This is a genomic window from Flavobacterium frigoris (assembly GCF_900111075.1).
Classification (GTDB): domain Bacteria; phylum Bacteroidota; class Bacteroidia; order Flavobacteriales; family Flavobacteriaceae; genus Flavobacterium; species Flavobacterium frigoris.
Genome location: NZ_FOFZ01000001.1, coordinates 385,117 through 398,819, shown reverse-complemented (window position 1 = coordinate 398,819; position 13,703 = coordinate 385,117). Strand labels below are relative to the sequence as shown.

Annotated in this window: 15 protein-coding genes; 10 read left to right on the top strand and 5 right to left on the bottom strand. The window is 35.1% G+C overall.

Annotated features, from left to right (window positions below; all coding sequences use genetic code 11):
* Positions 1–94: 94 nt before the first annotated feature.
* The gene (gene gdhA, locus BMW63_RS01670) at positions 95–1,438 is read right to left on the bottom strand and encodes an NADP-specific glutamate dehydrogenase (RefSeq protein ID WP_074720585.1); all 1,344 of its coding nucleotides are present in this window, start codon (positions 1,436–1,438) and stop codon (positions 95–97) included.
* Between the two features lie 277 nt (positions 1,439–1,715).
* Here gdhA and BMW63_RS01665 point away from each other — a divergent pair, with 277 nt between their 5' ends.
* Entirely contained in the window at positions 1,716–2,522 is an 807-nt protein-coding gene (locus BMW63_RS01665) for a THC0290_0291 family protein (protein WP_074720583.1), read from the top strand.
* Positions 2,523–2,611: 89 nt separating this feature from the next.
* On the opposite strand, the gene BMW63_RS01660 is transcribed toward BMW63_RS01665, so the two are convergent.
* On the bottom strand, positions 2,612–3,754 hold the full coding sequence (locus BMW63_RS01660; RefSeq protein ID WP_074720581.1) for a cystathionine gamma-synthase: 1,143 nt from the start codon (positions 3,752–3,754) through the stop codon (positions 2,612–2,614).
* A gap of 103 nt (positions 3,755–3,857) precedes the next feature.
* On the opposite strand from BMW63_RS01660, the gene BMW63_RS01655 reads away from it, so the two are divergent.
* Positions 3,858–4,601 carry a DUF3298 and DUF4163 domain-containing protein gene (locus tag BMW63_RS01655; RefSeq protein WP_074720579.1) on the top strand — a complete coding sequence of 248 codons (744 nt, stop codon included), beginning with the start codon at positions 3,858–3,860 and terminating at the stop codon, positions 4,599–4,601.
* A gap of 177 nt (positions 4,602–4,778) precedes the next feature.
* Here the strand turns inward: BMW63_RS01655 and BMW63_RS01650 are convergent, their stop codons facing one another.
* Positions 4,779–5,234, bottom strand: coding sequence for a DinB family protein (locus BMW63_RS01650; RefSeq protein ID WP_074721134.1), 456 nt, complete (start codon positions 5,232–5,234; stop codon positions 4,779–4,781).
* A gap of 77 nt (positions 5,235–5,311) precedes the next feature.
* On the opposite strand from BMW63_RS01650, the gene BMW63_RS01645 reads away from it, so the two are divergent.
* The 5 genes from BMW63_RS01645 to nadD all read left to right on the top strand — a co-directional run bounded on the left by BMW63_RS01645 (position 5,312) and on the right by nadD (position 8,876).
* Complete coding sequence (locus tag BMW63_RS01645) at positions 5,312–5,668, top strand: arsenate reductase family protein (protein WP_074720577.1); 357 nt, start codon at positions 5,312–5,314, stop codon at positions 5,666–5,668.
* Complete coding sequence (locus tag BMW63_RS01640) at positions 5,661–6,578, top strand: DMT family transporter (protein ID WP_074720575.1); 918 nt, start codon at positions 5,661–5,663, stop codon at positions 6,576–6,578. Before BMW63_RS01645 ends, BMW63_RS01640 begins: the two co-directional genes overlap by 8 nt.
* Positions 6,579–6,711: 133 nt before the next feature.
* Positions 6,712–7,572: a YicC/YloC family endoribonuclease gene (locus BMW63_RS01635; RefSeq protein ID WP_074720573.1), complete on the top strand. Its 861-nt coding sequence runs from the start codon at positions 6,712–6,714 to the stop codon at positions 7,570–7,572.
* A gap of 39 nt (positions 7,573–7,611) precedes the next feature.
* Positions 7,612–8,184, top strand: a complete 573-nt coding sequence (gmk, locus tag BMW63_RS01630; RefSeq protein ID WP_074720571.1) for a guanylate kinase — start codon at positions 7,612–7,614, stop codon at positions 8,182–8,184.
* Positions 8,185–8,294: 110 nt separating this feature from the next.
* Positions 8,295–8,876 (top strand): nicotinate (nicotinamide) nucleotide adenylyltransferase, encoded by a 582-nt coding sequence (gene nadD / locus BMW63_RS01625; protein ID WP_074720569.1) that lies wholly within the window; start codon positions 8,295–8,297, stop codon positions 8,874–8,876.
* On the opposite strand, the gene BMW63_RS01620 is transcribed toward nadD, so the two are convergent.
* Positions 8,877–9,773, bottom strand: a complete 897-nt coding sequence (locus BMW63_RS01620) for a LysR family transcriptional regulator (RefSeq protein WP_074721132.1) — start codon at positions 9,771–9,773, stop codon at positions 8,877–8,879. It lies immediately after the preceding gene.
* Between the two features lie 87 nt (positions 9,774–9,860).
* Between BMW63_RS01620 and BMW63_RS01615 the strand changes: the two genes are divergently transcribed.
* The 3 genes from BMW63_RS01615 to BMW63_RS01605 all read left to right on the top strand — a co-directional run bounded on the left by BMW63_RS01615 (position 9,861) and on the right by BMW63_RS01605 (position 13,169).
* The gene (locus tag BMW63_RS01615; protein ID WP_074720567.1) at positions 9,861–10,631 is read left to right on the top strand and encodes a type 1 glutamine amidotransferase domain-containing protein; all 771 of its coding nucleotides are present in this window, start codon (positions 9,861–9,863) and stop codon (positions 10,629–10,631) included.
* 89 nt (positions 10,632–10,720) lie between these two features.
* Positions 10,721–11,878, top strand: coding sequence for an iron-containing alcohol dehydrogenase (locus tag BMW63_RS01610; RefSeq protein WP_074720565.1), 1,158 nt, complete (start codon positions 10,721–10,723; stop codon positions 11,876–11,878).
* A gap of 295 nt (positions 11,879–12,173) precedes the next feature.
* Positions 12,174–13,169, top strand: coding sequence for an NAD(P)H-dependent glycerol-3-phosphate dehydrogenase (locus BMW63_RS01605; RefSeq protein ID WP_074720563.1), 996 nt, complete (start codon positions 12,174–12,176; stop codon positions 13,167–13,169).
* A gap of 118 nt (positions 13,170–13,287) precedes the next feature.
* Here BMW63_RS01605 and BMW63_RS01600 read toward each other — a convergent pair whose 3' ends face one another.
* Complete coding sequence (locus tag BMW63_RS01600) at positions 13,288–13,695, bottom strand: hypothetical protein (protein WP_074720561.1); 408 nt, start codon at positions 13,693–13,695, stop codon at positions 13,288–13,290.
* Positions 13,696–13,703 lie beyond the last annotated feature (8 nt).

The following is a 13,703-nucleotide window of genomic DNA, read 5'->3' as shown; positions in this document are numbered from 1 at the left end:
GTATTCGGTTTTTGTTTGAATCAAAAAAAATGCCTCCTACCCAATCCCGAAGTATCGAGATGGCAGAAGGCATTTAATTTATTTAAAAAAAGATTTATACCACTCCTTGAGCAAGCATAGCGTCAGCTACTTTTACAAATCCAGCAATGTTAGCTCCTTTTACGTAGTCAACATATCCATCTTTATCAGAACCATATTTCACACATGAAGCGTGAATAGCAAGCATAATTCCTTTTAATTTTTCATCTACTTCCTCAGAAGTCCAACTCAATCTTAACGAGTTTTGAGACATTTCTAAACCTGAAGTAGCAACTCCTCCTGCATTAGATGCTTTTCCTGGAGCAAATAACAATTTAGCCTTTTGAAACACTAAAACAGCCTCTGGTGTTGTAGGCATATTAGCTCCTTCAGCCACACAAATACATCCGTTAGCTACTAAAGATTTAGCCTCCTCTTCGTTCAATTCGTTTTGAGTCGCACAAGGTAATGCAATATCACATTTTACTTCCCAAGGACGTTTCCCTGCGAAATACTTAGCGTTTGGATATTTAGTAACATAATCACTAATTCTTCCTCTCAATTCATTTTTAATCTCCATTACGTGTGCTAGTTTCTCCCCATCGATACCGTCAACATCGTAGATGTATCCAGCCGAATCCGACATAGTTACTACTTTACCACCTAATTGAGTTGCTTTTTCAGTAGCATATTGCGCAACGTTTCCAGAACCAGAAACAACAACTGTTTTACCTGCAAAACTATTTCCTTTAGTTTCTAACATACTTTGTGCAAAATAAACTGCTCCGTATCCTGTAGCTTCAGGTCTGATTAATGAACCTCCGAAAGAAATTCCTTTACCAGTTAAAACCCCTGTAAATTCATTTCTTAGTCTTTTATATTGACCAAACATAAATCCAACTTCTCTTCCTCCAACACCGATATCCCCAGCAGGTACATCTGTGTTTGCTCCAATATGTTTAGACAATTCAGTCATGAAACTTTGGCAAAAACGCATTACTTCATTATCTGATTTTCCTTTTGGATCAAAATCAGCACCACCTTTTCCACCACCCATTGGCAATGTAGTTAAGCTGTTTTTAAAAGTTTGTTCGAAAGCCAAGAACTTCAAGATACTTAAATTCACAGAAGGGTGAAAACGAAGACCTCCCTTATATGGTCCGATAGCAGAGTTCATTTGAATACGATATCCTCTGTTTACTTGAGTAGCTCCTTTATCATCAATCCAAGCTACACGAAACATAATAATTCGGTCAGACTCAACCATTCTTTCCAAAAGCATTTTGTTTTGGTATTTTTTATTTTCTTCAATGAAAGGAATTACTGTTTCAGCAACTTCTAAAACTGCCTGCAAAAATTCTGGCTCGTTTGGGTTTTTTTTAGTAACCTCTTCAATAAAAGTAGTAATACTTTGTGACATGATTCTTAGATTATTAACGTTTAAGAAAACGTTTTCGTTAGTGCGTACAAAGATACGAGTTCTGAGAATATTTCTTAATAATATTTAACTATATCTTGGCGAATTATCTTTTTACCAATCATTCCTTAAAAAATTAGGATTTGACGTTGTGCTTTATTGAAAAACGTTGTGCTTTTCTTAAGCATTTCAGCTTTTAATTATTTATTTTAAAATTTATTTTAAATGGATGAATGATGTTTTTTATATATTTGTCAGTACTTGAAATTTCAACAAAAAAATGCTCAAACACCTCGCTATCTTTTTATTTGTTTTATTTGGCTTGTCATTTAATGCAAATGCACAATCACAATATGGTCTTGCGCATGAAATTGGTATTATAGCTGGTCCAGTTGAGTTACGATCTGACTATGGGGCAAGAAATAGTTCTACAAATAACTTTAATAATTCTGGTTTCGGAATTGGAATTGTCCACTTTTTAAACTTCTCATACAACCAAAGAGCCTTTAGTGAAGACACTTATTTCAAAGAGCATTTCAAAGTGCGAACAGAAATATCTTACAGCAAGTCCAATTTAGAAAATAAAGGAAAATATGTTGAAGGTGACCCAAACTCACTTGCTGTTCAACAACTAAAAGGCATGTATGGTTCTACCCAACTTTTAAACTTTGGAATGCAATTAGAATATAACTTAAAAAACATCCATGCTTTTGAAAGAAGCTACAGTAGCTTTTCTCCATTTGTTAGCTTTGGAGGTCAAATTAGTGGCTATACCACCAAAGCAAATTCAACACTTGGAATATTAGGCACAACAGCAGCGACATTTCCTAAATACTTAACCCCATCTGCTGGCCGGCCTTACGGATTTTCTAGCGAAAAAGGAACTACACTCTCTGTAGTAAGCAGTATTGGAACAAGATACAAACTAAGTCCGCTACAAGATTTAATGATTGATTTACGACTTCAATATTTTGATTCCGATTGGATTGACGGTCTTAACCCTAACAGAAAAATATATACTGAAAATAAAACAAATGATTGGTTGCTCTGGCTTAACGTAGGTTATATCTACTACCTTTCTGACTAATTTCTGATTGAAAATAAAAAAAAAGTCCCAAACAAATTGGGACTTTTTTATGCTCTATAAAACCGCTAAATAAAGAAGTCTATTCCTAATTATGCTAATGCTTGTTTTAAGTCTTCGATTAAATCATCTGCATCTTCAATACCTACGCTTAATCGAACTAAATCATCAGTAATCCCAATTTCCTTTCTTTTATCTTCCGGAATCGATGCGTGGGCCATCATTACGGAGTAATTTGCCAGCGATTCTACTCCTCCTAAAGATTCCGCTAAGGTGAATATTTTTATTTTTTCAAGAAAATCAATTGCATCTTCTTTTTTACCGGATACGAAATTGAAAGACACCATTCCGCCAAAACCACGCATTTGCTTTTTGGCAAGCTCATGAAATGGATTAGTTTTTAATCCTGGATAATAAACGGTTTTAACTTTTGGATGATTGTTCAAAAATTCAGCTATTTTTTCTCCATTTTCACAGTGTCTTTGCATTCTTAAATGCAATGTTTTTATTCCTCTCAGCACTAAAAAACTATCCATTGGCCCCAATATCGCTCCAGTAGCAAATTGTTGAAAATGCATTTGTTTGCCTAGTTGTTCCTCTTTCATAATCAAAGCACCTGCCATAACATCAGAATGTCCTGCAAGGTATTTTGTGGCCGAATGCATCACGATATCTGCACCTAAATCCAATGGATTTTGCAAATACGGTGTTGCAAAAGTATTATCAACAGCAAAAATCACTTTATTTTCTTTTGTAATTTTAGCAATTGCTTCGATATCTACCAGTTTCATCATAGGATTCGTTGGTGTTTCGACCCAAACTAATTTGGTGTTTTCATTAATCAATGACTTGAATTTTTCCATATCATTCATATCTACAAAGTGGAATACTATTCCTGAATCTTTATATATTTTTGTAAACAATCTATATGTTCCTCCATACAAATCATCCATAGCAATCACCTCGTCACCTGCTTTCAATCCTCGCATCAAACAATCTGTTGCCGCTAAGCCAGATGAAAAAGCCAATCCTCTTGCACCATTTTCTAAACTCGCCAAAGCATTTTCTAAAGCCGACCTAGTAGGATTTGCAGTTCTACTGTATTCATAATCCCCAATAGGTTGCCCCGGGCTTGTTTGTGCAAACGTCGTCGTTTGATATACCGGTGGCATTACTGCACCTGTACTTGAATCATGATGTTGCCCGCCGTGTATTGTTTTAGTATTGAATTTCATGTCTTTTAATTTTCAATTTTAAAGGTTTTACAAACTTACCCATTAAATTATTTGGAACAAGGCACTAGTTCCTACCTTTGTATTTAATTAACAATTTTTTGAAATGAAAAACTACATCCTTTTTGCATCCGTATTCTTTCTTTTTGCCCGTTGTGAAAAAGAACTGGTTTTTGAAGATCAGACTTTTGAGAAAAAGACGCGTTTAGCCTGCAAAGATAATTGCCCTCATATCAGTGTGCGAATTCCTATTGCCAAAGACGTCCCAATAGTCGCCGACAGCATCAATAAAAAAGTATTCTCTGTTTTAAAACAGATCGTGTACTTTGGAGAAAAGCCCTATACATCGACAGACTACAAAGGATTAGTCAGTTCGTTTATCGATTCGTACGAGCAACTGCAAAAGGATTTTCCAAAAGACTCCTTTGGTTGGGAGGCGAAGATTGATGGCGAAGTAAAATATGTGTCGGAGAACATCATTAATATCGAAATTAAACACTACACCTATACCGGCGGAGCTCATGGCTATCAGGGAATTCGTTCTTTACTGTTTGACCCTAATACCGGGAAAACAATTTTGCAACATCAATTATTCAAGGATCGAAATGCCTTTAGGGCTTTTGCCGAAAAGGAATTCAGAAACAAATATAAAATCCCCGAAAAAGGATCTATTAATCAAACGGGATTACTATTTGAAGACGATACCTTTCATTTGCCTCAAAACCTGTTTTACACCGATAAAGGATTGCTTTTATTTTACAATCCCTATGAAGTGGCCTCTTATGCTGATGGAACAAAAGAATTATTGTTGACGTATAAGGAAGTCAATGACTATTTGTTGATTAAATAGTTATTAGATTTATAGTGAATTTTAGCCCCGATTGAAGTGGAAACCCTCTTGCACTCCACCCTGTTTTTTTCTGGTAGAAAAGAGCGACCAGCGGAGGCTCCTTTTATAGCGTAGAAAAAAGGGTGGAGCATGAGAGGTTGTAATGGAAAGCGGGAGTAGCTCCTGACCCTAATCCTCTTAAATAAATTTACGGATACTCATTATAATTCCAATGTGCAGCCCTTCGTGAAAATTATTGAAAACCATTGCATCAGAAGCGCTTTTTAGCACATTCCCGGCAGATGTTGGGTATTCCTGATAATTTATAAAGATTTTACTTTCTAAATCGGTTTCCGTTTGATTGATGGTTTCCGTAAGTAATGTTTTGATTTCATCGACCTCGGCTTGAGTTGCAATATGTTCTGGTTTGCTTCCTTTTTTATATTTCTCGACCATTTCGTCTGAAATCATCATAGGTATTCCAGATAGTTTGTAAACCAACATCTGTTGAACGACAACGACATGGGCAATATTCCAAATCAAGTTATTGTTGTATCCTTCTGGTATCTTATTCAATTGTTCCAATGTATACCCCGCCAACATTTGAGATAGTATGTTTCTACTTGTTCTGGTAACGTCTAGTGTTTGTTGCATTTTTCTAAATTTTTGATAAAAATAATCATTTTCCGTCTCAAATGAATTTTCTTTGCACAAAGAAAATGCATCTTATTATGAATAAAATATATTACATCGCTTCCTGCGATACTTGTAGAAAAATTATAAAATCGTTACCAAAAGGAAATGACCTTGTGTTTCGTGACATCAAACAAGACCCATTAACAACAGCCGAACTAGAGGAAATGTACCAACTTTCAGGAAGTTACGAAGCGTTGTTTAGCAAAAAAGCCCAGTTGTATAAGTCGATGAATTTGAAAGACAAATCCTTGACTGAAGAGGATTATAAAAAATACATCTTAGAGCATTATACTTTTTTGAGTAGACCCGTTTTTGTTATTAATAATGCGGTTTACGTGGGTGGAACCCAACAAAACATGCTTCAGGTAATGAAAGCGTTGGCTAATGTCTAAAAGGAATGTTGCGCTGTTTGGCGCTACGATTGTTTCCGTAATTTACGGGGTCACCTTTACCATTGCAAAGGACGTAATGCCACAATACATTGATGCTTATGGCTTTATTTTGTTGCGGGTAAGTGGCGCTATGCTTCTATTCTGGCTGTCCTGGCTTTTTATGCCAAAGGAAAAGATAGCCTTTAACGATTTCCCGCGTATTATTGCTGCAGCATTCTTTGGTGTCGCTTTTAACATGCTTACTTTTTTTAAAGGATTAAGCCTAACTTCTCCTATCTCGGCATCTGTGATTATGGTGACCACCCCAATGATTGTATTAGTTCTTTCGGCCATTATCATGAAAGAGCGTATGCGAAAACGTATGGTGATGGGGATTATTTTAGGATTGATAGGAACGGGATCTCTTATATTATACGGCCGTTCCATTGGTAGCGCTACAAATGCAAGCCTTGGTAATATACTGGTTTTTGTAAATGCCGTTTCTTATGGTTTTTACTTGATAATCGTAAAGAAATTAATGGATAAATACAATGCCTTCACCTTTGTGAAATGGATTTATTTATTTGGCTTTTTGATGGTCTTACCTTTTGGCTGGAGCCAATTTGAAGCAACAGACTGGACAGTAGTACCAAATTTGGTGTATTGGAAAATAGTATTTGTAGTGGTGATCTCCACCTTTATTACCTATTTGTTAAACCTGATTACCATGAAAGAATTAAAACCAACAACCGTTGCTGTTTTTATTTATCTCCAACCACTTTTTGCTACAATATTTGCCATTGGTTTAGGCAAAGACGAATTGAGTCTGGTAAAAATAATTTCGGCGCTATTGATATTTGTGGGCGTGTATATGGTGACATCCTCCCCCCAGTCCCCTCAGAAGAAGGGGGAGACTAAACTCGAAAATTAGAACCGAAAATTGGAATCGGAAACCCGCTTGTGAAAATTGAAACGTGAAAACAGTGAGTGTGACCAAGACTGAATGCTAAAAAACGGACCACTGACCACTTTTTTATTACCTTTGAACTCTTTTATACAACTATATGATACAATCAATGACCGGTTTTGGTAAAGCAACTATTCAATTACCAACCAAAAAAATAACAGTAGAAGTAAAATCTTTAAACAGTAAAGGTTTAGATCTAAACGTGAGAATGCCTTCTCTTTACCGCGAAATGGAATTGGGTTTACGTACTCAAATTGCTTCTACGCTTGAAAGAGGAAAAGTAGATTTTTCTATTTTTATCGAAAGTACCGCTGAACAAACAACTACCAAAGTGAATGTGCCAATCGTAAAAGCATATATCAATCAATTGAAAGCCGTTTATGCAGACGCAGATGAAACGGAATTGATGAAAATGGCAGTGAGAATGCCAGATGCTTTAAAAATTGAGCGTGATGAAATTGATGAAAATGACTGGGCACAAATTAAAATCGTAATCGAAGAAAGTTTGAATAATATTAAGACTTTTAGAAGAGACGAAGGGCTTTCACTAGAAAAAGAATTTCAATTGCGCATCGGGAATATTCGTCAGTACATGACTGAAGCTTTAGCATTAGATCCAGAACGCGTACAAGCTATAAAAGATCGTTTACAAACTGCTATTGATGAGTTGAAAGTAAATGTAGATGAAAATCGTTTTGAACAAGAATTAATCTATTATTTAGAGAAACTAGACATAACCGAAGAAAAAGTACGTTTGACCAATCACCTGGATTATTTCTTGGAGACTATTAACGGAACGGAAGCTAACGGTAGAAAACTAGGTTTCATTACTCAAGAAATGGGTCGTGAAATTAATACGATGGGATCTAAATCCAATCATGCACAAATGCAGAAATTAGTCGTTCAAATGAAAGACGAATTAGAAAAAATCAAGGAACAGGTTTTAAACGTGTTGTAATCCCCCTAACCCCAGAAGGGGAATAAAAAAAAATAAAAAATGAACAAAGGAGGAAAATTAATAGTGTTTTCGGCACCTTCAGGGTCCGGAAAAACGACCATCGTCAGACATTTATTAAACCAAGAAGATCTGAATTTAGAATTCTCAATTTCGGCAGCTTCTCGTGATCCTAGAGGCGAGGAAGTAAGTGGAAAAGATTACTACTTCATGTCTACTAAAGAGTTCAAACAACACATCAAGAATGACGACTTTCTGGAATGGGAAGAAGTATACAGAGACAATTTCTACGGAACTTTAAAAAGTGAAGTAGATCGCATCTGGGCCAAAGGAAAAAATGTGATTTTTGATATTGATGTCGTTGGCGGACTTCGTATTAAACATAAATTTCCAGAGGAAACACTAGCGGTATTCGTCAAACCACCTAGCGTAGATGAATTAAAAAGAAGACTAAAAGAACGCTCCACTGAAAGTGAAGATAAAATCAATATGCGAATTGCTAAAGCTTCGGTTGAGTTAGCCACTGCCCCGCAATTTGACACTATTATAAAAAACTATGATTTGGCTATTGCTCTTGAGGAAGCGCATCAATTGGTGAAGGATTTTGTAAAATAAAAACTATTCCGCAGAGGCTCACAAAGAAAAAAAAGAGATACGCTAAATAGCATCAATTACTTTGTGTGTCTTTGCAAATACTTTGCGATTCTCTGCGAAACAAAACATTTATGAAAATAGGATTGTATTTCGGAACATTCAACCCCATCCATGTTGGGCATCTAATCATCGCCAATCATATGGCCGAGAATTCTAACTTGGATCAAGTTTGGATGGTGGTAACCCCGCATAATCCTTTGAAGAAAAAAAGCACCTTGCTTGATGACTACCATAGATTGCAAATGGTGCATCTTGCTACTGAGGATTTTCCTAAATTGAAACCCTCAGATATTGAATTCAAATTGTCGCAGCCTAATTATACGGTAAACACGTTAGTTCACCTAGAAGAGAAATTTCCCTATCATGAATTTTCATTGATCATGGGAGAGGACAACTTAAAGTCCTTGTATAAGTGGAAAAACTACGAGGTCATATTGAAAAATCATGACATCTATGTCTATCCTCGAATTTCAACTGAACCTGAAAACCTAGAACTGAAAAATCACCCAAAAGTACATTTAATTGATGCTCCCATAGTTGAGATTTCTTCTACTTTTATTCGAAACAACAATAAAGAAGGCAAAAATATTCAACCTCTTTTACCCGCTAAGGTTTGGGAATATATTGATCATAATAATTTTTATAAGAAATAATCACTCCAGTGTCTTTTTCAATTCTGCCTCAATCTCTTGAAAAGGGTTAATAAGATTGTCATTTTTACCCGACAGCAAAAAAACTTCTGTAGTAGGCATTTGCTTGCTATCCCATATTATTTGTAATTTTTTATCCTGAATAAATTGCTTGGCATTACAATTCCAGACTACCGCAACCCCTGTGTTTTTTGAAAGTGAGTCCAGCATTTCATATTCAGACGGTATAATAAAATTAGAAATCATGGATGGCCTCTTTTTATTAAAAACGTGCAGCCAAAATAATTTCACATGCGGAATACCCGAATCATGATTGTACCATTTTTGCTTGTTTAACCAATGCTCCACTTCCAAGAGCTCTTTGGCTTTGATTTTGGATTTTACTTCTGAAGCATCAATATTTGAAGACCCAACGATAATTTGTTTTATGTCGCCCACCTTCTTCTGGATGGTATCAAAAGTATCATACTTTTTAGTGATAACCGCAAAATTTAGTTTTTTGGTGTCAACCAATTCAAAAAGCATTTCGTTTTCATGAAAACTAAAATCGATATAATCGAATTTAGAAATTAAAGAACTGCCTATACTACTGAACAGATGCTTAGAAATTCCTACAGATATTAACTGGTTCGTGTTCACCGCTTTAGATCGAAAACCATTCTCAACATTTTCCAATCGGTCTAACGCTTCAATGATTAAATTATTTAGTAACTTAGCGTATTCTGTTGGCTCCACCCCTTTGGATTTTCTGTTAAACAGTTTATAACCAACATGCGCCTCCAGCATCGACATCTGCTGACTTACAGCCGGTTGACTTATAAAAAGCTCTTTGGCGGCAAGTGAAAAATTACCGTTTTTATAAACGGATTTAAACGTTCGGTACCATTCTAAATTAACCATGATATAAATATATTTATCACAAACATAATTTAAATTATTTTTACTAATAACATATTCGCCGTAAATTTGTACAAACATAATAACAAAATGAAAAAAGTCGCATTATTGGCATTAATAGTATTAACAGTAGGTTGCTTTTCGGGAACCGCACAAAAAACAAAAAAAACAAAGATGAAAAAAGTATTATTCGTTCTAACTAGTCACTCAGAATTAGGGAACACTGGAGAAAAAACAGGATTTTGGGTTGAAGAATTTGCAGCACCATATTATGAGTTAGCAGATAAAGGAGTTTTAATAGATATTGCAACACCACTAGGAGGTCAACCACCAATAGATCCAAAAAGTGCTGACGAATCTTCTGCTACAGAAGACACAAAAAGATTTGACAAAGACACGGAATTACAAGCAAAATTAAGCAAAACACACAAATTAGCTGATGTAAATCAAGCTGATTATGACGCTGTATTTTACCCTGGAGGTCACGGACCATTATGGGATTTAGCAACTGACAAAAATTCAATTGCTTTAATCGAAGCTTTTTATACTAATAAAAAACCGGTAGCATTTGTTTGTCATTCACCTGCAGCACTTAAAAATGTAAAAGTGAACGGTGAATTCTTAGTAAAAGGTAAAAAATTAACTGGTTTTTCAAATACTGAAGAAGCGGCAGTAGGCTTAACAGATGTTGTTCCATTTTTATTAGAAGATGCTTTACAAGCAAACGGAGCTACGTATTCAAAAGTAGCAGATTGGAATCCTTATGCTGTTGAAGACGGTTTGTTAATCACAGGACAAAATCCAGCTTCATCCAAATTAGTTGCTGAGAAATTATTGCAACAATTGAACGCAAAAAAATAATTAACAATTAAATTATAAGGCTCTAATTAACCATGATTCTAATTTAGAACGCTGGTTTTAGGGCCTTTTGATTACTTAAAACAAATAAGATGTTAAACTTTGAATTATATAATCCTACCAATTTAGTTTTTGGAAAAGGACAAATAGAAAAATTAGGAGATCTTGTACCTAAAGGAGCTAAAATATTATTGGCTTACGGAGGTGGAAGCATCTTTAAAAACGGAATCCACGAACAAGTAATCAACAACCTTAAAGGACACGAAATTGTAGAGTTTAGCGGAATTGAAGCTAATCCACATTTTGAAACTTTAATGAAAGCAGTTGCTATTGTTAAAGAACAAAAAATCGATTTCTTACTTGCCGTAGGTGGTGGATCTGTTATTGATGGTGTGAAATTTATTTCTGGAGCCGTTAATTATGATGGAGATCCGATCGAGATTTTACAAAAGCGTATCTTAATTAAAGAAAATGCAGTTCCTTTTGGAACAGTATTAACTTTGCCAGCTACAGGAAGCGAAATGAACTCTGGAGCGGTTGTTACAATCGAGGCTACTAAAGAGAAATTAGCTTTTGGTGGTTCTGCTTTGTTTCCAAAATTTTCTATAACTGACCCAACAGTAATTCAATCTTTACCAAAAAGACAATTACAAAACGGTGTCGTTGATGCCTACACTCACGTGATGGAACAATACTTAACGTACCCTCATGACGGTTATTTACAAGACCGAATTGCAGAAGGAATTCTACAAACTTTAATCGAAGTTGGCCCAAAGGTGGTAGAAAATCCAGAAGATTATGCTTTAGCCTCTAACTTTATGTGGAGTTGTACGATGGCGTTAAACGGATTAATCCAAAAAGGAGTTCCTAGCGACTGGGCAACCCACATGATTGGTCATGAATTGACTGCTATGTACGGAATCGACCATGCACGTACCTTGGCTGTAATCGCACCTAGCTTATACAAGGTTATGTTTGAAACCAAAAAAGGGAAATTGGCACAATACGGAAAACGTATTTTCAATTTAACAGGAACTGACGATGAAATAGCAAAGGAGGCAATCAATAAAACAGTTGAATTTTTCCATACTATGGGAATGGATACAAAATTATCTGATTATACAAAAGACTATGCTAAAACCGCTGATTTTATTGTGAATCGTTTTGACGAAAGAGGTTGGAAAGGTTTAGGAGAAAAGCAAAATATCACATTAGAAAAACTAAAATCTATTGTTGAAATGAGTTACTAGTTGAAAAGGATGAAAATCCTGCTTAAAATAAAAAGGCGTTCTTGAATTAAATTCTAGGACGCCTTTTTGATAAAACTAAAACAAAACTAACTAATTCGAATTTCATACATTTCTAAATAACTTAATAAATAGTAAGTTCGAACGTTAAAAAAACAGCTATATTGTATGAAATCATAAATATTTTAATTTTTTTATAATTTTTGCTTTTCTACCTTAATAAAACTTCAAGTATGAATCCTTATTTTTTGTTTAATTAATCCATTTTTAAGTACTTTTGGTTAAATTTAATAAACAGATGAGCGGGAAAATAAAATTTGCAGTAATTGGTGGTGGGAGTTGGGCAACAGCAATAACAAAAATGTTATGTGTTAATCTTTCTGAGGTTTCATGGTATATGCGAAATGAATCGGCGATTGAACATATAAAAACATACAAACACAATCCAAATTATTTAAGTTCCGTTGAATTTGATACAAAAAAATTAAAGCTAACCAGCGATATTAATGAAGCAGTTACCTATGCCGACTATATTATCTTCGCTATACCCTCTGCCTTTTTAAATGGCGAACTGGAAAAGTTAACTGTTTCCCTTGAGAACAAAGTGATTTTCTCTGCGATTAAAGGAATCGTTCCTGAAACAAGTATGATTGTTGGAGAACATTTTCACTTTAAATATGACATCCCTTACCATAACATTGGTGTAATTACTGGGCCATGCCATGCAGAAGAGGTCGCATTAGAGCGTTTATCCTATTTAACCATTGCTTGCGGTGATGCCGAAAAAGCAAAGGTAGTAGCCCAAAATCTATCAGGAAATTATATCAAAACAAAGATTACTGATGATATCATAGGAACTGAATATGCTGCGATGCTTAAAAATATCTATGCGATAGCAGCAGGAATCGCACACGGTTTGGGTTATGGAGATAATTTCCAATCGGTATTAATGAGTAATGGAATACGAGAGATGAAAAAATTCATCAAGAAGGTCCATAAAATGAAACGCAACATTAATGATTCGGCTTATTTAGGTGACTTATTAGTAACTGGATATTCTATTTTTTCAAGAAATAGGATGTTTGGAAATATGATTGGAAAAGGATACACCGTAAAAAGTGCCATGATGGAAATGAGTATGGTTTCTGAAGGTTATTACGCTACTAAAAGCGCTTACAAACTCAATCAAGGCTATGGTGCAAAAACGCCTATTATAGATGCCGTTTATGAGATCTTATATGAAGGAAAAGACGCTAGAACCGTTTTCAAGAAATTGACCGATCAATTGGATTAAAAATAGGTTTACAGTTCAAATGAGACCAAAAAAATAACCGCAGATTCACAGAGATTAAGTTTTATTAAATCTGTGAATCTTCGGTTTCTTTTATAAGTATAAGAACGTTAGAAAGTCATTATCTCACGATAATACCATCCACGAACAAAAGAGGAACTTCTTCCACATCCTTTTCATTAATAGAATCGGCTTTAAAAATGAATTTTTTATCGTGTAATTTATTTCCAATAAAAAAGGTCACCATGAACTCATTGTTGAGCACTAAAACGCTTTTTTCTAACATTTCGATTTTCACCACCGACACCGGAGGAACTTCAACGAAAGCATGACGCAACAATGATGTTTTTTTCATTTCGCCATCGATAGTTCCAAATGCCTTAGAAACAACCATTACAGTTTCGATAAGAAAGTCACTGTCGTTTACTAAATAAGCATACCATACCTTTTCCATAAAGTCGTCACTCCATTCTTGGACTGCGGCTACGAAAACGTTCTCTACTTCGGGGATAATAATGTCTTTTTTCATCGCTAATT

Bases quoted from the DNA above. Each gene is read 5' to 3' on its own strand.
- gdhA (WP_074720585.1), bottom strand. From the start codon at position 1,438: ATGTCACAAAGTATTACTACTTTTATTGAAGAGGTTACTAAAAAAAAC.
- BMW63_RS01665 (WP_074720583.1), top strand. From the start codon at position 1,716: ATGCTCAAACACCTCGCTATCTTTTTATTTGTTTTATTTGGCTTGTCA.
- BMW63_RS01660 (WP_074720581.1), bottom strand. From the start codon at position 3,754: ATGAAATTCAATACTAAAACAATACACGGCGGGCAACATCATGATTCA.
- BMW63_RS01655 (WP_074720579.1), top strand. From the start codon at position 3,858: ATGAAAAACTACATCCTTTTTGCATCCGTATTCTTTCTTTTTGCCCGT.
- BMW63_RS01650 (WP_074721134.1), bottom strand. From the start codon at position 5,234: ATGCAACAAACACTAGACGTTACCAGAACAAGTAGAAACATACTATCT.
- BMW63_RS01645 (WP_074720577.1), top strand. From the start codon at position 5,312: ATGAATAAAATATATTACATCGCTTCCTGCGATACTTGTAGAAAAATT.
- BMW63_RS01640 (WP_074720575.1), top strand. From the start codon at position 5,661: ATGTCTAAAAGGAATGTTGCGCTGTTTGGCGCTACGATTGTTTCCGTA.
- BMW63_RS01635 (WP_074720573.1), top strand. From the start codon at position 6,712: ATGATACAATCAATGACCGGTTTTGGTAAAGCAACTATTCAATTACCA.
- gmk (WP_074720571.1), top strand. From the start codon at position 7,612: ATGAACAAAGGAGGAAAATTAATAGTGTTTTCGGCACCTTCAGGGTCC.
- nadD (WP_074720569.1), top strand. From the start codon at position 8,295: ATGAAAATAGGATTGTATTTCGGAACATTCAACCCCATCCATGTTGGG.
- BMW63_RS01620 (WP_074721132.1), bottom strand. From the start codon at position 9,773: ATGGTTAATTTAGAATGGTACCGAACGTTTAAATCCGTTTATAAAAAC.
- BMW63_RS01615 (WP_074720567.1), top strand. From the start codon at position 9,861: ATGAAAAAAGTCGCATTATTGGCATTAATAGTATTAACAGTAGGTTGC.
- BMW63_RS01610 (WP_074720565.1), top strand. From the start codon at position 10,721: ATGTTAAACTTTGAATTATATAATCCTACCAATTTAGTTTTTGGAAAA.
- BMW63_RS01605 (WP_074720563.1), top strand. From the start codon at position 12,174: ATGAGCGGGAAAATAAAATTTGCAGTAATTGGTGGTGGGAGTTGGGCA.
- BMW63_RS01600 (WP_074720561.1), bottom strand. From the start codon at position 13,695: ATGAAAAAAGACATTATTATCCCCGAAGTAGAGAACGTTTTCGTAGCC.